We start from the raw sequence: 24588 nt of genomic DNA, 5'->3' as shown, positions 1-24588 counted from the left end.
CTTGTTTTTAAGGAACACTTAAAAGAAATGTTCCTTAAATAAGACCTAATAAAATGTTATTCTTTAATTATTTTCTTAGTTGAAATTGTACCGTTGTGATCCATCTTTAGGAAATAAAAACCAGCTGCCATTTTGCTCATATCAATAATTTCAGCGTCTGTTTTGATGGTTTGGGTTACCACTAGTTTTCCTAAGCTATCAGATAATTGTACGCTTGCACCTTGCGCGTTGGCAATGGTCAATACATTTGAAACGGGATTGGGATAGATTGCTGTAGCTTCTTCTTTATCAACAGCCAAAGTTTGCGCAAGCTTTGCAGTACTAGCAGTTGCATTTGAAATAATGATATTATTGATATTAAACTTATTACTAGTTCCAGATATTAGGATTTTCATGCTTTGCACTCCTTTAGAAAGGCTTGCCGCCGATTTTACTACCAGTGTTTGCCAATTTTGCGCCCCTGAAGTACTAGGAATAGCAACCTCTCCTGTTTTGTCTGCACCGCCAAACATAAATTTTACTTTTCCTCCGCTGGCACTTGCAGCATAGCGAATACTAATATTATAAGTTGCCGCAGAAGGTATATACACGGTATAAGTCAGCCATTCGCCATCTGCCATCCAACCTACGTTATACCCGCCCTCGGAACAAGTTTGAATGTCTACCCCATCGGCAGGACGATACTTACCGCCCGAATTACTGGTCGTTACATCATTATAAGTTCTGCCTTGGGCACTTATTGGAGTATAATCGTAGTTTTCTGCTTCAATGGTTCCTGGTAAGACATTCATCGCATAAATAGGCAATCCATTGGATGCAAAACCGCTAATGGGGTCTCCGTAACAGCCTGCTGGTCTTCGGAAAGTGAGTCCACCCCATCCAATAGCGTCATTGGTCCAACCGGCTTTTTCATAACCGCTTAATTCTATCGATTTATCGCGAGCGCGTTGAGTCCATAACGTTTGTGCTGCGGTCTTAAATCCTCTGCCTGCGTAATGGGCGGTTACCATTTCCCAATTAGGACGCTTCGCTGTAAAACCCCCTCTACCCACCGGACTCATGGCTTTGGAATACCATCTTCCTGTTCGCTCAAAACCTTGAATAAAATTGGTTGGTGTCCAAGGTGTCGTTTGATCAGCATACGAAGCAATGGCCGAGACATTGTATTTCAAATTAAATTCAAGTCCCGTTAACAATCGGCTACTTTGATGGCCGTACAAATCGTCTCCTTGGTTCCATGCCATTTCGGCCATAGAGCCTAATAGTCCGAGTCCAAAATGCACATGATCCTGATCTCTGGAGGACTCTTGGCATTGTCCGTTGGAGTAAATATAATTGGTCAATACATCATTGAATCCATAATCTGGAATCGAAGTTCCTTTGGTAAAATTGTAGGTATCAGCGTAGTCTCCAGTTGCTAAAAGCGTCGTGCTGGTGTTGGGTCCGGAGGTATACGGCAAATCATCGGAACGGTGTGTTTGACCTTTTACATAGCGAAGCGCTCTATCGTACATGACTTCGTTGTCCAGAAAAATTCCCATCGCCATTACAGTGCGCCATCCCGACAAACCTTGATTACCATGTCGCGCAGCATCTCCTTGATAGGATTTCCAATAAAAAGTAGCATTTCCCGTTGGTACTGTGGTTGTAGAATATCCTGGATACACCAACATGGCTTTAAATTTATTGATATCCGATGTAGACCAACCCGAATAGGTGTTTTTGATAATTTCGGCCGCTTCAATCATAATATAGCCCACGCCTCCACTAAGGGATTCTGTTCCACTACTCGTTACAGAAGTGAGGTTAGACCAAGCCTTAAAAATTTCAACTGCCTTGTCTGCATGTCTAGAATCGCCCGTAATATACCATCGAATGGCGTTGTAATAAGCGGCGCGAATGTCACTGTTCCAAGCAGAATAATTGACACCTGAGTCTCTACCCAATTCAGTAAAAGTAGTTTTGCCCAGAACCACATAATTGTAACTCGATTTCGAATCGGCTACCATATTTTGATAAGAAGTATAATAAGGCTCGACTTGAGCCGCGACCATATATTTCATACGGTCTAAATCGGATTTTTTATGCGATATTCCTGGATGCACAAATTGTGCTTGCACAGAACATACTGCAAATAACAATAAAGCGATACTGCTTATTGTTTTTTTTCTGAAATCAGGGGTGGTTAATCCCTTTTGAATGCATTTTTTCATTTTTTTTGGGTTTAGTTAAAATTAATAGTGTTTAATTTTTGGCATTCCATACCCTTCACCGATAGAATTTGACTATAATTAGCCTTGCCTATTAGTTGGGTACAGTTGCTTTGAAATGAATGAATTTGAAATGCGGTATTACCGTTGAAGTAGTGGTAATTTTTACTTTCGAAAAAGCTTCTTACTTAAATTGGTTTCTTTCATAATAAATTGGTTTGATGGTTAGTAAAATTTCTTTATCTATTACAAATGAATCACTTACTAAATTTTAGTTTGGTTCAAATAATAAAAAATAAAGTGTAATATTATTATTTACTAATCAATAGGAGTATAAATTATTGTTCTTTAGCAATAACACATCTCCCTTTTTATAGGATTATAGCCATTATTCGATACTATTTTACTGAGAAGCAAAAAACCAGTAAACAACTAGTACATAGCAAGTTGTGATCTAAAAAATCAGCTCCGTTTTTACATAAAAAAATGAGCCCGGTGCGATACCGAACTCATTTTTTTTGCCTTCTAGAATTCTATTTAAATCTGAATTTACTCCACCTCAATTAGAAATTCTTTAATTTTTTCTCTACTACCCTCTGATGTTGCATTTACCGCTACAATAGTAGCTTTATAGGTTCCTGGCTGTTCATATACATACGAAAAAGAAGTAGGCGTAAAACCTGTATTCAGTGTTCTAAGGGTAACTACGCCAGTAGCATCTCCTACAGCACTTTTAAGATTAATTGCCTTAGAAATAGCCCAATCGTCATCATCTTCACTACCCGCAGCCAAGCCTACATGTGTTAATGTACTAGAATTGACAGTCCAACTTGCCTGACCACCATTTAAATCTACGCTAGTAAAAGCGGCATCGTAAAAGGAGGCGGCGTTTACATACACTTCACCATCAGGATGCTTCGTTTTGAAAGAAAATAAACCCACTGTCCAAGCTTGTTGTTTTAAGGTTGTATTATTTTGTCCTAAATATCTATAGGCAATAAACAAAGGTTTATCATCAGCTTGATAAGGTGTCAAATCGACAACACCTGATACCACATTATTAGTGCTAGTTCCTAATTTTACTTTATCAGTAATATCTACCCAAGTAGCTTTTTCTACATTGGTTTTATCGTATAGACTATTAAAGTTATTAGAAACGAGAACCCTAAGGTTATTCACGCCAGCATCTCCCGGAGTAACATTACTATTAAAAGAAAATTCAGCATTACCATTTACATCATTTTCAAAAATCGCACGCTTACTGTATTCTTTTCCTAGTTCTCCAGAAAAAAAGTAGGCATAATCTGTACTACCTTTAAATGAAAAGGTAACTGTATCTCCTGCTTTATAATTCAGTACCTCTAAATTAGCTTCAAAAGAGGGTGTGTCTACTTCGATATCACTGCAGGAAGCAACGAGGACACCCATCATTAAAACTGTAAAAATTAATTTTTTCATCTTCTAATTCAATTTAATTATTTGAAACCTACATTTTGCTTAGACAATCTATTGTTTGATATTTCATCGAGTGGAATTGGAAGTAAGTACCAATAATCGGCAATATTATTTCCTGGATTTGCAGCAATTAATCTGAATGAACCAGCAGTTTGTGCAGGCTGAATAATTTGTACATCATTAGGAAATCTTTCCAAACTTCCGTTTGTAGCTAAATCAGCCATTTCTTTAACTTTCTCCACTAATATTCCCCAACGAATTAAATCTCTTTTTCTAACTCCTTCATAACACAATTCTCTCATACGTTCGTCTTGAATGACCTTTTTAAAGGATTCTTTCGTAGCTGTCTCTGCAGCTGTAAGTTGTCCTGTGAGTTTTACTGCAGTAGCAGTAGCTGCAACACCTATGTAGGTAAATACCGCACCTGTAGAAGTGGCCGTAGAAGCTCCTGAGGTATGAGTAGGTGGCACCGCAGTAGTTGTTCCTGCAGTTGTCACTCTGTATAGCAAACCATTATTAGGATTTACAACATTGGTATTAATCAAATAACTTTTAGAAGCTTCCCATGGTGTTCCTAAATAAATGGTACTGGGCAAAACCGAGTAAGCTCCTGGTACACTCATTGTTATAGAAGTTACAACACCACTAGAGATTGTAGTTCCAATAGTTGCTTTTTCTGTAGAAACAGCTCCAAGAGTAGCAATTTCAGTTGGAGCTATTGTATACCCACTTCCTCCTGTTGTTAATGTTAGCTCAATACTATTTGTTCCCATTAAAGAGCCATAGCCTCTAGCCCTAATTTGATTTACGAAACTAATAGACTCCACAGTAGGACCATTTAATTCGTTATCAGCTTCAGCATACATTAAGAGCACATCTGCATAACGAAGGATAGGCCAGTTTTGCGAGGACTGGTTATTAAAGGCTACTAATTCGTTTTCTCTTTTCCATTTTCCAGGCCATCTACCCCACCAAGAATTCCAAGCCACCGCATTTTTAGTAGCATCTGTTGTTGCATTTCCACCACCGTAACTCCAAGGCGTTAAGTTAAGGTCTCTTCTTTTATCAGGAGATAAATCGGTTGAACGTATAGGATTGTAATAGGATTGATAACCTCTATACAATAGTGCTGTCCCTAAAACCGGACACAAGCCCTTACCCATACTTGGCGTAATACCGTTGTACTGTGGAACAATCATCGCGTTTGCATTCATTCCTTCTCTAAGGTCAGCATTTGATGGATCTGCGTGAAATTCTACTTCCCACATACTTTCCTTAAAGGCAGCATCGTAAAGATCTTGCGAGTGATTTATAAATATTTGCTCGTAATTTGGATTCAATTTATGAAAACCTGAGGTAATTACCTTTTGCGCCCATAATTTTGCTTCTGCATAGCGCTTAGTATCATTTATCGGTCTACCAGCGGCATAAAGACAAGCTCTTGCCAAAATACCCTGAACAGTGGTATTGGTAATTCTACCGCTTTGATAAGGTATAATTGTTCCTGGTGTTTGACTACTAAGTAATTGCTCCGCTGCAGTCATTTCGGCAATTACAAAATCGTACACCTCCTTTTGAGGAGTGAAAGCAATATGGGTATCGGATGGAGTCGTTACCGATTTGGTTCGTAAAGGAACATCTCCAAACCACTGCGTTGCTAAAAACAGGTAATAAGCCCTTAAAAATTTTGTTTCTCCTAAAAATATATTCTTACGATTAGGTGTCAAATTAGGCACCTTATCAATGTTTTCCAACAAGGTATTGGCTCTATTAATTCCGATGTATAAACGGTTCCAAAAGTTAGCCAAATCTGTATTAGAAGTAAGTCCATTATAACTTGACACAGTTGAAGTATTGACAGCAGCACGGTTGTAAGCCTCATCGGTACTTTGTGCCATGATTACCTGATAATTCGACCCATAAAAAGAAGCATCGTTCATTGGATCGTATACTGAATTTAAAAAAGTATTGAGCTCTTTCTCGTTATTAAAATACGTTTCTAAAGTTATTGATGTAGGCTCAGTATCTAAATAGTCTGAGCAGGAGCTGAAGCTAAAAATACTGCTTAAAGCTATAAGTGCTATAATTTTATTTTTCATTTTGGTTCGTTTTTATAATGAAATATTGATACCAGTTGCAATTGTAAAAGCTCTAGGATAGGCTGAAAAATCATACCCTGCGGTAAGTGTACTTCCTTTGGTTGCATTTTCTGGATCTGTTGAGGAATACTTCGTCCAAGTGTATAAGTTTTGTGCCGACATGTATAAACGTAATGATTGTAATCTCAATTTAGAAACCAGTTCAGGTGCAAAATTATAACCAATTTGTAACGTTTTAAACCTCAGGTAAGAAGCGTCCTCAACAAAACGTGTTGAATATACTCTTGTACCAGTTGCATTTACTCTATACATCGTATTGCTTCTGTTTTCTTCTGTCCATCGGTCTGCGTAAGAGGCGAACTGATTTGAATTGAAGGCTACTGGAGTACCACCTTCCATATACAAACGGTTCGCATTATAGGTATCATTTCCATAAGACCATTGGAAAAAAATGTTCAAATCGAATTGCTTGTACTTGAAATTATTGTTTAATCCACCAATATGTACTGGAAACGGATTACCAATAATTGTTTTATCATCATTATTTATTAAACCATCACCATTAACATCTTTGTATTTAGGGTCTCCTGGTTGCACTGTAGTAGCAGACTGCCCAATCTCTCCTCCAATTCCATAAGGCACATTTGGTTTTAATAAATAAGAACCATTCGGTTGTATATTAAAATCTTCTACCTGATAATTTCCTTCATATACAAAACCATACATTGCCGTAATGGGTTTTCCTATTTGAGAAATGTAACCTATAACAGAGTTCATTGCGCTACCGGCACCAGGTACATTTCTTTGTAAATAATCATCGCCCCCGCTTAACTCTTCAATTCTATTTCTATTGAACGAGATATTAAAACTAGTGTTCCATGTAAAATCTTTCGTACGAATATTTGTTGAGTTTAAGGTAAACTCAAATCCTTGATTGGTAATGGTACCAATATTATTGATAATATTTGTCGGACTACCAACACTTCCTGCCAATTTAGAACTTAATAATAAATCATAGGTAGTCTTTTTATAATAGTCGATTTCAACGAATAATTTATCTTTGAAGAAGCCAATTTCAAGTCCAGCATCAAATTGTCTTGTGTTTTCCCATTTCACATCCTCATTTCCTAAAGTAGTTATAAAATAAGCCAAATTATCACTACTGATATCAGCGCCAAATCCGTAATATTGCGGTCTTCCTCCAGCAAGCTGAGAAATTAAGGATACATAAGCAAAATCTCCTACTCTATTATTCCCTACCACACCGTAACTTGCTCTTAATTTTCCACTTGAAAAAACATTTAAGTTTTTAACAAAGTTTTCTTGACCAAACCTCCAAGCTGCAGATCCTGATGGGAAAATACCATAACGGTTATCTTCTGAAAATTTCGAAGAACCATCGGCACGAAGACTAGCTCCAAAAATATATTTACCACCCGCTAATTGATAAGCAGCTCTTCCTGCAAAAGATTGTAACCTGTAAATAGATGAGTTGGAATAAGTTTGAGAGTATGTATTTAAAACTCCTCCTAATGCCGCCATTCCTAAGTATTCGTTTTCAATATGGTTGGCGCTATAACCATATCCTTCTGTTTTAGTTGTTTGAAAACTATATATACCTGTTAACGTTAAACGATGGTTCTCGTTGAATGATTTATCATAGGTCAATACATTTTCAACAGAGTAATCTTTTCTATCTCCAAAACCAATACTTCCATTTACGCCAAGATCTCCAGATCCTCTACGGGTCATTGAATTATAAAATTCCTCATTTCTGGTATTAGTAAGGTTAATTCCTCCTGTGACTCTAAAAGTCAGCGGTTTGCTAAATTTAAATTCTGCGAACAAATTACCTCTAAAATTATTATTATATACACCTCTGTACTCGTTCTCAAAGGAAGCAACGGGATTAACTAAATCTCTTGTGTACACTCCTGGGTCAAGCGTTTCTTCGTCAATAAACTCATCATACAAATCATCTGGATTAAAAGAAGAACCTGTAATAGGACGGTATGCCCAAATGTTATACATTAAATTGAAGGCCACATTATTTCCACCATTATTGTTTTGTTCTCTTGGTGTTTGACCGTATGATTTTGTAGCTGTATAAGTAAGATTAGTACCTACTTTAACACTTTTACCAATCTGCTGCTCTAATGTTGCAGTACCTTGATAACGTTGGAAACCACTATTAATTATTACTCCCTCTTGATCTGTGATTGATCCCGAAACTGAGTAACGTGTATCCTGATTACCTCCTGTTAAGGATAGAAAATGGTTTTGAGATCCAGCGGGTCTAAATACCTTAGTTTGAAAATCGGCACCTTCAACTCCTCTATAAGACTCTAATGTTTTTCCATCTTTAAAATAGGTATTCGCTGCTCTAGTAGGATCTATTTCTGCTTGTAGTTTTACAAACTCGTACGGATTCATCAAGTCTACTCTTTTTATAACTTGGCTGATACCGTAAAATTGATTGTAGGTTACGGTTGGAGCCCCAACTTTACCTCTTTTCGTCGTAATAACAATTACCCCATTTGCTCCTCTTGATCCATAAATCGAAGTAGCAGAAGCATCTTTCAAAACATCAATCGATTCAATCTCTGCTGGATTAATCATATTATTGTCTGGGTTTTCAAGTGGAAAACCATCGATCACATATAATGGTGAATTACTGTTATTGATGGAATTATTTCCTCTAATTACAATATTCAATGCGTCGCCAGGCTGACCATCGCCCGCAATTACTTGCACCCCTGCAACCCTTCCTGCTAGCGCCTCTTCAAAAGAGCGCACAGGAGCTTTTTGCAAATCATCCACATTAACAGACCCTACCGATCCTGTCAAATCAATCTTCTTGGTTGTACCGTATCCGGTTTGAATAACAACTTCATTAAGATTTAAAGTTTCTTCTTCTAAGGTTACATTTACGGATTTTTTATTGCCGACTAATACTTCTTTCGTTACAAAACCAATAAATGAAAATTGTAAAACCGATTTACTATCCGCTTGTATGCTGAATTTCCCATCCATATCCGTTAGCGTATTTGTCTGTTGATTTTTAATTTTAACCCCAGCACCTGGAACAGGTTGATTTAAATGATCCACGACAATCCCTGTTACTGTCTTTTCTTGTGCGGTCGAACTATTGATAGTAAAAAACACTACTATTGCCAGTACAAGCCAATTTTTCGAGATGCTAAAAACAGCTCGATTATTACTTTTAAATTTTGCTTTTATACTCATCTTTTATAGTCTATTTGATAATTTGATTAATAATATTAAAGACCCCGTTTGCTCTTATCTCATTCTTTGGAAAAATAGCTCCAAATACGTCATTAAGGGGACCTTTGGCGGCATAAGTACTGGTAGTTACAGTATTGTCAAACTCAACCGATACACCATTAATACTTAGTAAGGTATAGGTACCACTTGGATAAGAATCGGAATAGATGGCACCATCAAAAATATGCTTGGCGATTAATTCGACTAATATATCCGCATTAGTAGCATTAATAATATCAATAGACTCGTACCCTTCATCTCTGAATGACTGATTAGTTGGCGCAAAAACAGTTATAGTTCCTGGTGACGATAATAATCCTTTAATATCCACTCCTGCAGCACTCACTTTTTCGATAGCAGCTTTAAAATAGGTCAAACTAGTATTCGATTCAATCGATTGATACAATGTCTGCGAACTCGGTACTGCAAAGACAGTGTTCACCCCATTAACAAATCCATTATAGACTAGCTCGTCGGCATTATTTTTTATCAGCAAACTGCCGTTTACAATAGTTGACGTGCCTGCACCCGAATTAGGAGCACTAAAATAGGTTGTTGAACTTGAAGTAATTCTACCGCTATTTAAAGAAAAAAGGCTATAAGGTAATTTATAGGAAATGTAAGCTTTATCCACAATGTGATTTCCCACTAGTTCTGATCCTACAGTATCAGGATCTATAGCATCAATTTTAGCTACAGTACTATATTTACCTGATAAAAAATCCGCAAGTGCAGTATTCGTTGGTGCAAAGACGGTATATTCTCCCGCTGAAGCTAATGTTGCAGCATAATTTCTACTTCCTAAACTTGCTCTGTTAATCGCTGCAAGAAATAAGGAATATTCTGCTCTTCCAGCAAGTGCCTCCATTATAGTAGTGCCTTTTTTAGGAACTAATACTTTATTAATGAGTTGCACCGTACCATTTGTAGCTTTATTATCTTTTCCAAGAATATCTGCACCATTTACATAATAACTAATATTGTCCGTTATGACTTGTTTGTCCAAATACAATTCGTTACCATCCATTGCCGCAACCACTTCGGGACCTTCAATACCAGCAGTTTCTACTTTATTTTCAATAATATGATAACGAAGTATATTTTCTAATACAACTGGATCTGCAATTCTAATAGCATTTACACTTGCAAAACCAGCATTTATAAAAGCCTGATCAGTTGGAGCCAACAACGTAATATTATTGCCATTTTCCAAAACATCTTGCAAACCAGCTCTGTCGATAGCAGTCGCTAAATAACTATAATTACCTACATCCTCTTTTACTATTCTGTAAACACTTACAGCAGTGGGCGTTTCTCGTTTATCATCCTCACATCCTAAGAGCGATAAACCTACTACAAAACAAAAAATTTGTAGCAGTATTGATTTTGACTTTAACATACTATTGAATAAAATGATTAGAAATTGATAACTTTTTGCTTATTAATAGAAGTTTTACATTTTGCGCACTCCCAAAAATCAAAGAACTAAATTGGTGCATTCCTATAAATTTTATTTTTTGAAATAAAAAAAAGGATAAAATCAAGTTTTGTAAATTTTTATTTTGTTTCATATTCAAATAAATTAGTTAGTGGTTAGTTATTAGTTTTAATTTTATAGATATTTTAATTTTTTCTTAACATTTTCAACATTGTATTTTAACATTATTTTAATGTTGTAATTTTACTTCAAATATTATTTTACTCGTATAAATTATTGCTCATAATACATCAATTATTATCCATATACCTTTTGTTTTTCTAGATTTTAGGGGCTATGTAGTGGGAGTTATCTTTTTTATCGGTTTTCTCAATATTCTTTATATCTAATAATACTTCAATAAATAATTTATTTTTAAATGTGTATGAAAATAAATTAACACTAAAAAAGCATATAATATAATTTAATAATTCACAGTTTATAGAGATTTAAAAAGTAAACAGTGAGGTTACAGAACTTGGATATGCTAAAATCGTTTATCATTACCGAGCAAACACTCCATAAAAAAACGACTTAAAAACAAAAAATTGTTTTAAGTCGTTTTATAATTATTTCCTAAACAGTTGTTAATATATTTCTAAAAAATAGCGCTATTTATTTATGAGAATCGTGCATATTAAAATTAATGTACGATAGTCGAAGTGATTTTAATTTAAAGTCATCCAGGTTAATTGTTCCCAGTTACCTTTGACAAAAGCTTGTGGTTTTCCCGCGGTAGAACGGCCATTTTTGATAATCTGGGTGATTTTGGTTTTGAGTTTTTCTACTATTTCGGGATGTTCAAAATAAAGGTTAGTGGTTTCGCCTGGATCTTTTTCTAAATCGTAAAGCTCGTAAACTGCTTCTCCAGCTTTTGGTTCTATGAGCACCGGTTTCAAGGAACCGCCCGAACCGCGCAGCATGTTTAATTTCCATTTCCCTTCGCGAATGGCAAAATGTCCCGTAAAAGAATGATTGATAAGAGTACGATCGGTGCTTTTAGCATTGGGATTCTTCATTAGCGGAAACAAACTATAACTATCCTCACCCGCATTCTCAGGAAGTTTAGCTCCTACTATTTCGGCTACAGTATCCAAATAATCGGTTTGGCATACGGGCGTATTTACTTTTCCTCCTGCCTTAATTACTTTTGGCCAACGCATCACAAAAGGCACTCGGTGTCCTCCTTCATAAATATCTCTTTTTCCACCTTTAAAATGCATCGAACTATAATGCTGATAGGTGTCTCTTTGGTATTCGTAATTACTCTCGGCACCATTATCCGACGTAAAAATCACCAAGGTATTTTCTTCAAGTCCATTGGCTTTCAAGGCATCCAAAACCTGACCTACACGGTAATCGGTTTCTTGCATAAAATCGCCGTAATTGCCGCAGTTACTCTTTCCTTGAAAATCAGGATGCGTACAATGCGGCAAATGTGGACTTGTTAAAGGCAGATACAAAAAGAAGGGTTTATCTTTTTTTGAAGCACTGCCAACATATGCTACGGCCTTGTTGGTCAAGGTTTCCAATACCAATTCATCGTTAAAGGAAGGAGCCACTTCTACATAGCCTTTTTTCTTTTCTGTTTCGTACGGAGGCGTCATTCTGTAAGTGCGCGGGGTAATATCCATTTTCTTTTTGGTAAATAAAGTAGGTGGATCCAGCACGCGATCGTTTTCTAAATAAGTTAATATTCCGTAATTCATGGAAGCCGGAATGCCAAAAAAATAATCAAAGCCTTTTTCAATAGGCCCATCCGTAAATGGTTTTGACCAATCACGATTCCCCTTATTGATATCCCCTACAAATTCCATTTGCAAGTGCCATTTGCCAATCATAGCAGTAGCATAACCATTTTCGCGGAGTAAAGAAGCGATGGTCATTCTGTCTTTTTCAATCAAACAAGGGCCATCAGCATGCAACACATTTTCTTTTAGACTCGTTCGCCAACTGTAACGACCGGTTAACAAACCATATCGTGAGGGGGTACACACCGCATCGCTGCTGTGGCCGTCCATAAAGGCAACTCCCTCGTTTACCAATCGATCCATATTAGGCGTTTTAAATTTTGCTTCGGGATTTAGCGCCCCAACATCGCCAATACCCTGATCATCGGTATAAATAATAACAATGTTGGGTTTGAGTTGTTGCCCTTTGGCAAATTGCACACTCAACCCCAGTAAAAAAACAGCAATAATGTGGGGTATTTTAGAATAGTTTTTCATTTTAATTACAAACTTTTAAGCTAATTAATTTTGTCATTTTCGAGCACTTAGGCCGAATCAAAACCTAAATTTTTACAAATTTTTATCGTTGTATTTTTAAGTTTTAAATAAACAATACTTTTTTATAAAGGCCAAACTTTAACTTTATTCTTCCCAATTTTTAAGTTTTCCAATGGACCAACAAAGGGGCTGCCAGCAGTTCTTTTACTACCGAAATAATCCCTATCTATAGTAAGTTCGGAGGCATCGGGATTTTCAAAAGGTGTTTCCGACTGAAAAGCGGCACCCAGCAAAGCCGTATTAACAAATCGGGTTGTAACTTTTTGAAAGCTATCATCAATAGTGATATTCAAATAATAGCCATCATTTTCTTTAACCAAACTTAATTCGGGATTCAGTTTTCTGTTTTCAACAAAATTGGTCTCTATAGTGGATGGCAAAGCTTTATTCAAATAAAGATTATCAGCTATAAACACGGGAAACTTTTGTTTGTTATACGCATCCATTCCACCAGGAGATTTCCACTCATAAGTTGCTGAGGGAAAATCGTTGTACCCATTTAAACCGTAATATTGTTCTTTTTGTAAACTACCCTTACTCGCAGCAAAAATATTATTATAAAAACGATCGTCGCCCAATACAATAGTCATCATGCCCAATACTTGTGTTGAATGCGGAAAATGATAATGTGTGAATCTATTGTAAGCCGGACGTAATTGTATGTTTCCCGCTATTAAATTGTTCACAAAAGCTGTTCCTTGTGAAGCATTGAGAACACCTCTTTCGGACAATAAAATATTATTATCAATAATCATAGGACCATGATTTACTTCAATAAAAATATCTTGATCTTCATTGTCATTCAATAAATTGCCTGTAATACGAGCGCCTTGTGCCTGCCAATCGAGCCAAATTCCTCTATGATTATTATGTATGAAATTGTTTTTGATTAGTACATCAATAGCGGCATGCAATTTTATCCCTGCAATTTCCCAACCCTCATATTGTTTTTTGACATTGATGTTGTAGATATGATTGTTGCTTATTTCGCTAAAAACACAGCCCATGTGCCCGATAATTCCGCCTTGCTCACAATCTTTAATTGTATTGTTTCGGATAATATGCGACCCTATTGTTTCTTTAGACCAACCCAATTGCAATGCTTTAAAAACCACTTCACGTTCACGCTGCGTCCCGTGTTTTTTTTGATCATAACTCCATAAATTTTGACCCGATGCTCTTTCTTTTCCAATCACAATTCCGGAACATTTGGAATCGGAAATCAAATTGTTTTCGATAATCCAGCCTTTGCTCCAATTGGGGCCAATTAAACCTTCTTGCTCCGCTGTTGGTGGCGCCCATTGTGTGGCGGCATGACACATTTTGAAACCGCGTACTGTAATGTAATCCATTCCTGTGTTTTTAGGAAAAAATACAGTCGGACGTACATTTATTTCAACCAATTCCTCATTTGGATTTTTACCTCGAAAATTAGCGTAAATTGTGGTGCTTTCCTGATTGCTTTCACAATACCATTGGTACTTCGACCCTTCGGCATCTACAGCGCGTTTTAAAGGTTTTTCGGTAAATACTTTGGAAAGACTATCAATTTCGTACAATGCCTTTCCGTTTACATACACTTCTCCTAAATGATGCTTTCTGCCGTAGGTTTTCGTAATCCAATCGCCAAATAAAACTTCTTGATAGGGGTTAAATTCGCCAAAAAAGGCATTATCCAAAACTACTTTCCAAACTGTTCCCTTGTGTTTTTTCCACGTTTTTATTTGTTCCGAACCTTTAATCCAAACTTCTTCGTTTTCGGCAGCTTGGTAAACAATTCGATTGTTGTTGTTCCTTCCTGCGTGCAGTGGATTCACCCATTCGCGATACACCCCTTGATGAACCGTTATAACATCACCCGCTAGCGCTACCTTGGCCGCTTTAGTAATAGTTTTAAAGGGACTCTCTTTTGTACCAGAATTAAAATCATTCCCTGTTTTGGCCACATGATATTCTTTGGCTTGCAAAAAAACGGAAAATAAAAGGCAGATAATTTGGATATGAGATACTATTTTTTTCATTGATTTCTTCTGTTTTTAATTAACTAATACGCTCACTTCCTATCTAAAAATCCCTCCTGAACCTTTCTTAATTTGGCGGCTAACTCTTTCGCTTTATCAGGGTATTCAGCCATTCGATTTTTGGATTCTACTTTATCCACTGCAAGATTAAAAAGTTGCTCGGTATTTTTATCTTTCACATATTTCCAATCCCCAACTCTAATGGCATCCCCCCGGTATAAAAAATAGTCACGCTGTATGCTTTTTGTATTTTTTCCTTTAAAAACAGCACTTATATCCAAGCCATCTATAATCCTATCTTTAGGAAGGGCAGCGCCAGCAATTTTGGCAATAGTTGGCAATAAATCAAGTGTTGTTGTTTGCTGGTTCGACACTATGCCTTGGGGCACTGTTCCTGGCTGCCAAACAATACAAGGCACTCGGGAGCCGCCTTCATAAGGACTGAATTTACCATCCCGAAGTGGTCCAGAACTTCCGGCATTAGCTTTTTTTGCTAACCAGGGGCCATTATCTGAAGTAAAAATGACCAATGTATTTTTGTCTAATCCTTGTGTTTTCAGCGTTTTTAAAATTTCACCTACAGACCAATCAATTTCTTCCAATACATCCCCAAATAATCCGCGTTGGGTTTTCCCTGCAAATGAAGCAGAGGTATACAAAGGGACATGCGGCATACTATGGGCGAGGTACAAAAAGAATGGTTTTTCCTTATTTTGAAGAATAAATTCCTGCGCTTTTTCTGTATATCTTCGGGTGAGTTCGGATTGATGAACAGGCCATTCAATCACTTCATTACCCGATACTAAAGGGACTTGATTTCGGCATTGGGTTTTGGCGTTTGCATTTTTATAATCCTGAAGCGTTAAACCATCATTAAACAAATGGTTTTGGGCTAATGGCATCTCAATAGCCTGCCACATATCATTGCTATACGGAATTCCGAAATACATATCAAATCCTTGCGCCAAAGGCAAATATTCGGATTGATGTCCCAGATGCCATTTGCCCACGATACCCGTTTGATAGCCTTTTTGTTTTAACACTTCGGCAATCGTAATTTCAGATGCAGGCATTCCGTCCTTACTGTACGGGTAATACACATTATCATTATGCCCCCAGCGTTTGGCGTAGCGCCCCGTTAGCAATCCCGCTCTGGAAGGCGTGCAAATAGAACTTGAAACGGAAAAATCGGTAAAACGCATCCCCTCTTTCGCCATCGCATCCAAATGTGGCGTTTGATAGCCCTGAGCGCCATAACATCCTAAATCCCCATAACCCAAATCATCGGTAAAAATTACAATGAAGTTGGTAGGCTTTTCCTTTTTTGGGGTAACCGATGCAAAAATAGTCGGTGCCTGTAACATCATAATAACAGTTAGAATTGTTATCCATTGTCTATTTTTCATAATGTATGCTATTTATTTATAAAAAGTAATGAAGTAATTGCTAAATGCTCTATTGGCCCTATGGCAATCACGGACTTTTATTTTTTCACAATATTATTTTTAACCCCGTTATCCACCACAATTCCAACCGAAGTACCGCTGCAATTTTTACTGTTATCATCTAATACTATAGGGTAATTGGTAAAATTCTCGATTACAATGTTGGAAGCGGCATAATTTTCATCTTTAGCCAACATTCCAATGGTTTTATTGTCGCCTCCAATGTTTATTTTCAAATTTTGGTCGGCATTTTTAACGGCATTATGAAAGGTAATTTTGTGATGGCTGCCAATAATGATGGCTGCATGACCACTTCCATTATACGATTTTCCTTCGTAAGACAACAAAGTAATTTCGGCCGTCATGCCTTTATCGGTAGGGTAATCCACGCCAAGAGCGGGTCCGTGCTGCGTATCGGCAAAACAATTTACGATATCACCTGTTCCTATACAAAATCCTCTTTCGCAGCCAATCGCTGTAGTGCCTGAAACATATTTTTTTCCGGTGGCATGTGTGAGAGTTACCCCTGCGCGCATATTTTTCACCGTGCAATTTAGCACTGTAGGATTTGAAGTACCTCGTTTGTATCCGACACCATCAATAATCGTTTCGCCTCCATTATAAGCGCGAATCCCTTCTTCGCCCAAACACATCATGTATCCTTTGGGTAATTTATAGCCAAAAGCCGTTACAAATCCAATTCTATCTGCATCGGTGCCTTTGCCTTCTTCTTTCCACATCTCGTGGGTAGAACGCATGGCTCCCTGTACATAACAGCCTTCAATCGTAGGCCAATCAGCAGCTTGCATAAAAATGGCATGACCATACGATTGATGGATAATGGTATCATTCTTAGCGTGGTTTTTATATCCTCGCACTAAAAAAGCCGAATGCTTTCTGTGGCTGATTACGTTTTTTCCTCCTTTGCCAAAAGCCTCTCCATAGCCATACGGATAGGAACCTCGGGTGGTGATATGAAAGCCTTCGATTCTGTTGCTTTTTCCATCCATAACGATATTTGTAGCACGTCGTTTAGGCGCGTCGTGTACCGAACCGTCATCGACCAGCTTCAGGTTTTTAATCACATTATTATTCCCTATCACCTGCACCTCGTACAATTCTCCTTTTGGGGTAGTAAAAGCATTTAACACTTCGGTTTTGACATTAACCGTTACTTTTGTAAAATCGTATTCACTGTTATTTCCTGAAAATAAAAACAACACATTTGCAATGTTTTTTTCGCCAGAAGTTGCGGGAAAATTTCCTTTTTGAATGTCTTTGGCAGTGATGGTATAAATGCCCGGTTTGAGCTTGACCTTTACATTACTTTTCTCTAAATAAGGCAGTAATTCTATTAAAGAGTTCACCACGATTTGCGAGTGTATATTCGAACAAAAAGAAACGAAAAACAGCAGTAAGAAGAAGTGTCTTTTTGACCCTGAACAAATTAGGTTAGTTACAATTTTTTTCATGTATTTTTTGGTTACAACAATTTTGGTATGTAAAAATACATTGGAACAGCAGATTTCAATATAAAATATGATGCAACTACTATAACTTTAAATTCAAATGGAATAAAAAGTAAACCGAAAGCTTACTAGTACGAACTAGTTTGACGATTTGCCCCCGTTTCTTAAAAATAAGACTGTTCTTAAAACTAAATGTAATGGCTACAATTCCCCATCAATCAAGGGCCAAGAATCAAAGTCTCGGTCTAAAGCTTTTCCGTTTTGAGCAACCATTACCCATTGGTCTTTTTTAGCCAAAACATCATAGTTAAGTTTGCTTCCATTGGGGAATGTAAATGAGGTAAGAAGAACGTTAGGATTGGCATTAGCTAGTACAACTTCGTTAAAAACAACCAGTGGTGCTACGTCTTCAAAAACTGCCATTAGTCCTAATTTTTGGGTAGAATACACCATGACCGTCACGTTTTTGGACGCTGCATATACCGCCCAGTTTCCTTCCTTGGCAACAGCAGTCATCCCAGTAGGAATTAAAACAGGCCCCGCTGCACAAGCAAAGTTTTCATACACTCCCGTATTGTTCCACTCCATAAAATCTGTTCCAGGTCCAGCAAGATGTATTATTTCGGAAATATTTTTGGCCTTATCATCCAAAAACAAACAAATAGGTCTGGCAACTATTTCCGATTTTTTTCCTCTATTGACACCGCCTGAACTAATTAAAAAATGTTTGCCCGCACCGCTTATTTCGGGTGATGCTTTTGGTCCGTGGCCTTGACGTACAAAGTAACCGTCAACTTTGTCAAAAAGCAATTGAACTACTCGATCGGCAGGACGGTAAGGCATACAAGCACCAAAGGCAGCATGCTCCTTTCCGATTCCCATCGTAGTATCAAACGTTACTCCTTTTAAATAGCCGAGCCACGATTTCATAAAAGCGGTGTTGTAATCGACGCTCAACTCTTGTATACCCGCCTTATCGTATCGCCTACGCATGGGCGGATAATGTTTTAATTGGTAACTGCTAAGCGCATAACTAAAATTAATATAATCCAACACATTTCGTGCTTCGCTGCGCACTTTCTCTGAGGCAAAGGCCTCCAAATTTAAAAGCGCCGTAATGGTAAATCCTAAATAAGGAATAGAATTGAATTCGTACAAGCCGTTTTGCTTCATTTCTCCCAAAAGAGAGAGGAGTTTTTCTTCAAGTCCGTTTTGCACGTTATCATAATAGTCATCCCTGTTCCCATGTTGAGCAATCCATCGATTCTTGAGATATCTTGACCCTCCTGTCATGAGCATATGGTTTTCAGTTTCTACGTGCAGCCCCAGTGTTTTGGGTGCGGTGTAACAAAATTTACCGCCATCTTCAGACAAAAGGACGTTCTGTAAATAATTTTTTGTTTCGGGATACAAAATATCGGGTTGGTCGCCAAATTTCCAAAGAATTGTAGTTAGTATTGTTAAGGGAAAATCATAGTCCCCTTTGGGATTCAATGCCCACGAAGAGCCGCAATTGCCCCACACCATCAATTTTTGTATGGTTTGGTTTACTTCGGCAATATTTTGTTTCAACAGTAATCGAGCGAGTAAAATACGAGGCGCCGCTTCTTTGGTCACCATCATTTTAGCTGTAATCTTCTTGTCGGCAATCGCTTTGTACATTTCCTGTGCAAAGGCAGAGGTGTTTGTCCACTCCAAGGTTCTTTCATAAGGAACCGCGATAGAGCCTGCTGTCATTGCTATATTTCTGTATTTTTTGGGCGGATGCTGCGACCATACAGCAGTAGAAAAACTCATCGCAAACAAAACGAAGCAAACCACACAAAAACCGAAAACACTTATTTTTTTATTTTTTTTCATTGTTATATAGAACTCTGATAGGTAGTTACTGGGATTCCTATTTTTAAATCGTTGATTTTCTTTTAAAATGATTATTTAAAAAACATTGATCGCCTAATCTTTTTTTCACGCAGATCTTAAAGATTTAAAAAATATTTAAAAATAATTATCATACTTAATTCATTCTATCTAACCTTTTTTTAAAAATGTGTTCGTCAATATTTCATTTAAAAATCTGTGTAAATATATCTAAATCTGCGTGCTGATTTTTTTCACGCAGATTTTGCAGATTTTGCATATTAAAAATTTTATTTTACACTTAATTAACCTGCTCTATCAACAGCATACTCCACGGACTCATTTCGCGATTTAATGTAAACGTACCGTTATTACCTACTGTGAGGAATTCCGTTTTTAAATTTTCGGCCATTTGCTTCATTACTTTAATTTGTTCACGTGTTGGAGGTTCTGGTTTGCCCATTTGCTCCCAATAATTGTAAATATTTCCGTGCTCTTTGTCTAGTGTTTCCAGTTTGAATTGCGTTCCTGGTTTCAAGTTTGTCAGCTCCATTTTTAATTGTCGCGTTTTCCCTTGCTCGTATTTTTCGATTTTTTTAATACTTGCCGGAACGGCTTTGTAATGGTCTTCTGGATAATTATAGGCCAAAGCCACCACTTTTCCGTTAGCTGATTTACGGCTGACAAACAAATAGTCGCTTTTGAATAATTTTTCGTCACCCAACTGGTGTAACATTCTGTACGCGTGATACGATGGTTTTACCAATCCTTGGTAATTAATCATTCCAAATCCACCGTGAAAAATGCTTTCTCCACCGCCTTTTTCTTCAAAAATATCGGTAAAAGTCCAGTACATTAACGAATTGGCCAATCCGATACAATCCAAATTCACCTTAGCAATATAGGCTGCTGGAGGTAAGAAATCGTGCATCGCATCACGACTATTGGGGCTGGTGTTCCATTCGGTCAAATGAATTTCGGCTTTGGGATAAGCACTTTTCTTGATGACTTTATTCAGCCATTCGATATCATCCTTAGTCGAATTCACATAACGAGAAAAGTCTTTTCCTTTTCCAGTAGTAGGATTAAAAGGATAATCGGTTGGATACGGATGGGTCGAAACAAAATCAACTGGTAATTTTTCTTTTTCGCAGTATTTCAAAAAGTCTTCGATCCAAGAACCTTTCCATTGCAAATTATTGATATTTTCTGCGGTAAATGTCACCAGATTTCCATCACGATTTTCAACTTCTCCGTCATAGCGACCATCTGCCACAAAATTACTACTTGAAGGTCCTCCTACTTTTAAGCGTTTGTCCACCGAACGAACCGCTAAAACCGATTGTTTGTACAACTCAAAATATTGCGATTTGGTGCCATCAAAAAAACCATAATGTAAGTTCGGTTCGTTCCACACCTCAAAATACCAAGTTAGTACCTCATCAATTCCGTAACGGTCCACACAATGTTGGGTAAAAGCTTTTACCAAATTATGCCATTCACCAAATTTAGCTTCATCAGGTGTAATGTTGGCTTTCCACCAGAATTGGGTTTTGCTGTTTTTGGCAGCCAATGGGGTTGGAAAAAAAGCCAATTCTACAAAAGGTTTTACTTTCAAATCCAGCATTCTATCAAACAATTCGTCGATGTATTGCCAGTTATACGAATATTTTCCGTCCTTTTCAAAAACAGGAAACATATCATCGTGGAAGATGCCGTGAAAACGTACAAATTCAAATCCGCAGTCTTGTTGTACTTTTTCCAATTGTTCCAACCAACCCGCACGCAGGCCTTCATTGGCACGCCCAGCTCCTACGCCTTTGCTCCAAAAATGTTCGAATTTTTCTCCTTTTTCTTTCGCATTCACAACCACATTTTGCGCCACAGCCGTTGCAACTTGCGCCAACAAAAATGCTAGTAGTAGTATTTTTTTCATATGTTACTATTTATTGTTTTTTTATCGGTCATATGTAATTCGCATATCATCATTAGTGTTTGCGACCAAATTTTGAGTCATGCTCATTTCATATCTAATCGCTTTATTTTCGAAATTCTTATCTCTTGGTTCGGTTGCTTTCGTTGATTGCATTCTCCGAATCCGTTGCTTCACGCACTCCTCCTGCACTCTTTATTTCGGCGTTCTTTGTCCCCTTATAAGTGATTACTTTTGTCATCGTTTTATTGTCTAAACTAATATTAGTTGCATGCATAGTCGCTTTTTCATCAAAATTGCCATAACCTTCCCAAACCGATAGTTTAATTGCCATGGCATCTGGAATCCATTCGGGATTAGCGGTTGAAATAACCACCTTATGCCCTGTCCCATTGATTTTGGCTAGCAAATTGTTCGCTCTTCCATTTCTGCTATCTAAAATTTTGATTTCCACCTGCGCATTTTTGGCATTCGTATAAGGAATACAAAAAGCTTCCCCATATTTGGCATCGGCGCTGCAATTAATCACTTTATCTTCGTTTCCTATATTGTAACCTGTAGCCACGCAATCGCGCACTTCACAGTCGATTACCTGGTCTCCCGAAGTGCTCAATCCCGTACAAATTCCTCTTCGCATTTGGGTTACCTTGCAATTTTTTACTGTTGTATTTTTAGTTGGGTGTCCCTCATAATCAGGGTACATTCGAATGCCATCTTCGCTTAATGAAATGATTTCTCCTGGTAAAATTTTACCGTCTTCGCCTACAATTGTCCCCTCGATATAATTGTTTTTGCCCGCATAAAACTTTTTATCAAAAGCATAACCCGAAGTCTCAGCAAGAATCGCATCAGTGGTACGCAACAAACCATCCACCTGACAGTTTTCTATCAAAGTATTTTCGGCTCCTTGCAAGAAAATAGCGTGTCCCATCGCTCGCATGTGTACCTGACAACCCAGTACTTTTACATTTTTGGCAGGATAGCCTATTCGGATGCCGTTCATTTTACGCACATCATTTCCGCCTAGACCGTATAAATACCCAAAACCCCAAGGGCTTGAGCCTGTAGTTCGCACTTCCACATCTTTCAAGGTGACATTTTCCCCTACAAGGTTAAAAATTTTGTTCTTGCTTTGTCTGCCCGGTGTATCGCCATAGGTCTCAATATACAAGCCTTCGAATGTTACGTCTTTACCCGAAATTTCGATAGCACAATACATGCTGTTTCCATCGTTGCTTTTAGTCAAATCGTTGCGGCTAAACAATTTCGAATCTACCATAAATCGCACTCCTCTTAAATCATAATAAGAATTGTGGCCCGTGATTTCTATAAATCGGTTTTTTAGCGCCGTATCAATTTGGTAATTTCCGGCTTTCATTTTGACCTTTACGTTGTCCTTATCCAAATAGCTTCTGAACTCCGAAAGGCTGCTTACCTCTATAACTTTGTTAGTTGTATTTGCCGATTGTGCAGGGCTTGAAAAAAGCAATACCAACAACGTAAATGCAACATATATTTGTTTATTCATTTCTTTATTTTTCATTTATTTAAATTGAACATCCTTTACAAACTCGTTCATCGTAACATTTTTAGCCTGAACCTTTTTACCATCGAGTAGTACATTTTCAAATCGAATTCCTTCTACCAAATGCTCGGCATCATATCCCACCAATTCCATACTGGCATGGTCTTTTATAATGTAGGGTTTCCAGTCGGTGCCATCTTGAAATCTAGTCAAGGTTGGGTCAATAGGCGCCGAAGTGGCCGTAATATTTTTGAAAGTTACATTTTTAATATGTCCTCTTTCTTCGGTTTCTGTCCATCTCGTTTTTCCTATCCAGCACGAAATTAATCGGCGGGCTTCTTCGATTCGGATGTTATCAAAAACCACATCGCTAATTACCGCATCATCGCAATGATAGACTCTCAAAGCCGTTTCCCTACCCACATCGTGAATCACATCACAGTCTTCAAAAAGCACCTTACTGATGTTTTCGTGCACCTCAGCACCAATGCTTAAAGCATGTGCCAATTCGTTCCAAACCACACATTTGCGGGTATGCACATTTTTCACTTCGCCAAAACCACCAAAAGACTTAATCACCACCGCATCATCAAAGGTTCGCATAAAACAATTTTCGACCAACACCTCTCGGCTACTGGTAATATCCACGCCATCGGCATTACCGCGCCATCCAATGATTTTGATGTTCTCCACATGCACCTTATCACAACTCTGAATCGGTATCGTCCAATGACTTGGGTCAAAAATAGTGACCCCTTCGATGGTTACGTTTTGTGCATTTTGTGCCAAAATGGTATAACGACGAATCTTCTTAGGCACCATGCTTTGATCAATAATACCTCTTCCGCGAATGCTCACATTTTTCCCTCTTAAAATAAACGTAGGCGGTTTTCTTTTAGCTCCTCGAATTTCAACTTCTTCCTCATTTTCAAGCGTACCACAACGCAAATAGGCACCACCCGCCAGGTAAATGGTTTGACCATCGCCAACCGTAATGTTAGTGACCTCATGAATACCTGGTCCAAAATAAATAACATTCGGGTCTTTCGGATTTGGTATATTTTTTTCGAATGGATTCACCAAAATATGCAAAGACTCGTGCCATTGCCCATTAATTTCCACCGTGATATGCCCAGGATTTTTTACTTGGAACTGAATGGTATTGCCTTTAATAGTAGGTACAATTCCGTACGAAGTGGGTAAAATTTTAACTGATTGCACTTTATCAGGAATCGTAACCGAAACGCTAGCCGACGCATTCATATCAAATGAAGCCACCGAGGCCAACCCAAAAGTTCCTATAGGTTTTAACCTCGGAATGGGTTCTGAAGGCGGAATTTTGGTTTGATAGACCGGCACCGTTTGCCCTTCTACCTTTACAACATAGGCTTTGGACAATTCAATTCCTGAAGGAGCAGGATAGACTTTTACTTTTTGAGCAAAAGAATTCCATCCTAATAGCAACCCCAAACTGCAACCTATGATTGCTTTTTTTAGATTATTAATCATTTTTTTTATTCGATT

General features: G+C 37.7%; 13 protein-coding genes. All 13 read right to left on the bottom strand.

The annotated features are described in order from the left end of the window. Positions 1-56 precede the first annotated feature (56 nt). The gene (locus GXM17_RS14755) at positions 57-2213 is read right to left on the bottom strand and encodes a carbohydrate-binding protein (RefSeq protein WP_163400089.1); all 2157 of its coding nucleotides are present in this window, start codon (positions 2211-2213) and stop codon (positions 57-59) included. 546 nt (positions 2214-2759) lie between these two features. Next, positions 2760-3641, bottom strand: a complete 882-nt coding sequence (locus GXM17_RS14750; RefSeq protein ID WP_163400088.1) for a DUF5017 domain-containing protein — start codon at positions 3639-3641, stop codon at positions 2760-2762. Between the two features lie 44 nt (positions 3642-3685). Further along, positions 3686-5764 carry a RagB/SusD family nutrient uptake outer membrane protein gene (locus GXM17_RS14745; protein ID WP_163400087.1) on the bottom strand — a complete coding sequence of 693 codons (2079 nt, stop codon included), beginning with the start codon at positions 5762-5764 and terminating at the stop codon, positions 3686-3688. 12 nt (positions 5765-5776) lie between these two features. Further along, the gene (locus GXM17_RS14740) at positions 5777-9010 is read right to left on the bottom strand and encodes a SusC/RagA family TonB-linked outer membrane protein (protein ID WP_163400086.1); all 3234 of its coding nucleotides are present in this window, start codon (positions 9008-9010) and stop codon (positions 5777-5779) included. A gap of 10 nt (positions 9011-9020) precedes the next feature. After that, positions 9021-10448, bottom strand: a complete 1428-nt coding sequence (locus GXM17_RS14735) for a fasciclin domain-containing protein (protein WP_163400085.1) — start codon at positions 10446-10448, stop codon at positions 9021-9023. Positions 10449-11194: 746 nt separating this feature from the next. After that, the gene (locus tag GXM17_RS14730) at positions 11195-12754 is read right to left on the bottom strand and encodes a sulfatase family protein (protein ID WP_163400084.1); all 1560 of its coding nucleotides are present in this window, start codon (positions 12752-12754) and stop codon (positions 11195-11197) included. Between the two features lie 122 nt (positions 12755-12876). Further along, on the bottom strand, positions 12877-14835 hold the full coding sequence (locus GXM17_RS14725) for a DUF1565 domain-containing protein (RefSeq protein WP_163400083.1): 1959 nt from the start codon (positions 14833-14835) through the stop codon (positions 12877-12879). A gap of 32 nt (positions 14836-14867) precedes the next feature. Next, complete coding sequence (locus GXM17_RS14720; protein ID WP_208796450.1) at positions 14868-16241, bottom strand: sulfatase family protein; 1374 nt, start codon at positions 16239-16241, stop codon at positions 14868-14870. Positions 16242-16318: 77 nt separating this feature from the next. After that, entirely contained in the window at positions 16319-17752 is a 1434-nt protein-coding gene (locus GXM17_RS14715; protein WP_163400082.1) for a hypothetical protein, read from the bottom strand. A 198-nt stretch (positions 17753-17950) separates the two neighbouring features. After that, entirely contained in the window at positions 17951-19609 is a 1659-nt protein-coding gene (locus tag GXM17_RS14710) for a hypothetical protein (RefSeq protein ID WP_208796449.1), read from the bottom strand. A 298-nt stretch (positions 19610-19907) separates the two neighbouring features. Continuing rightward, positions 19908-21542 (bottom strand): GH39 family glycosyl hydrolase, encoded by a 1635-nt coding sequence (locus tag GXM17_RS14705; protein WP_163400081.1) that lies wholly within the window; start codon positions 21540-21542, stop codon positions 19908-19910. Between the two features lie 118 nt (positions 21543-21660). Further along, the gene (locus GXM17_RS14700; protein ID WP_163400080.1) at positions 21661-23067 is read right to left on the bottom strand and encodes a right-handed parallel beta-helix repeat-containing protein; all 1407 of its coding nucleotides are present in this window, start codon (positions 23065-23067) and stop codon (positions 21661-21663) included. Between the two features lie 15 nt (positions 23068-23082). Continuing rightward, entirely contained in the window at positions 23083-24573 is a 1491-nt protein-coding gene (locus tag GXM17_RS14695) for a glycosyl hydrolase family 28 protein (RefSeq protein ID WP_163400079.1), read from the bottom strand. Between the last annotated feature and the right edge of the window lie 15 nt (positions 24574-24588).

It is taken from the genome of Flavobacterium fluviatile, assembly GCF_010645065.1.
GTDB lineage: Bacteria > Bacteroidota > Bacteroidia > Flavobacteriales > Flavobacteriaceae > Flavobacterium > Flavobacterium fluviatile.
Note: the sequence above shows the minus strand (reverse complement) of the source record. Positions and strands in the feature narration are given on the sequence as shown.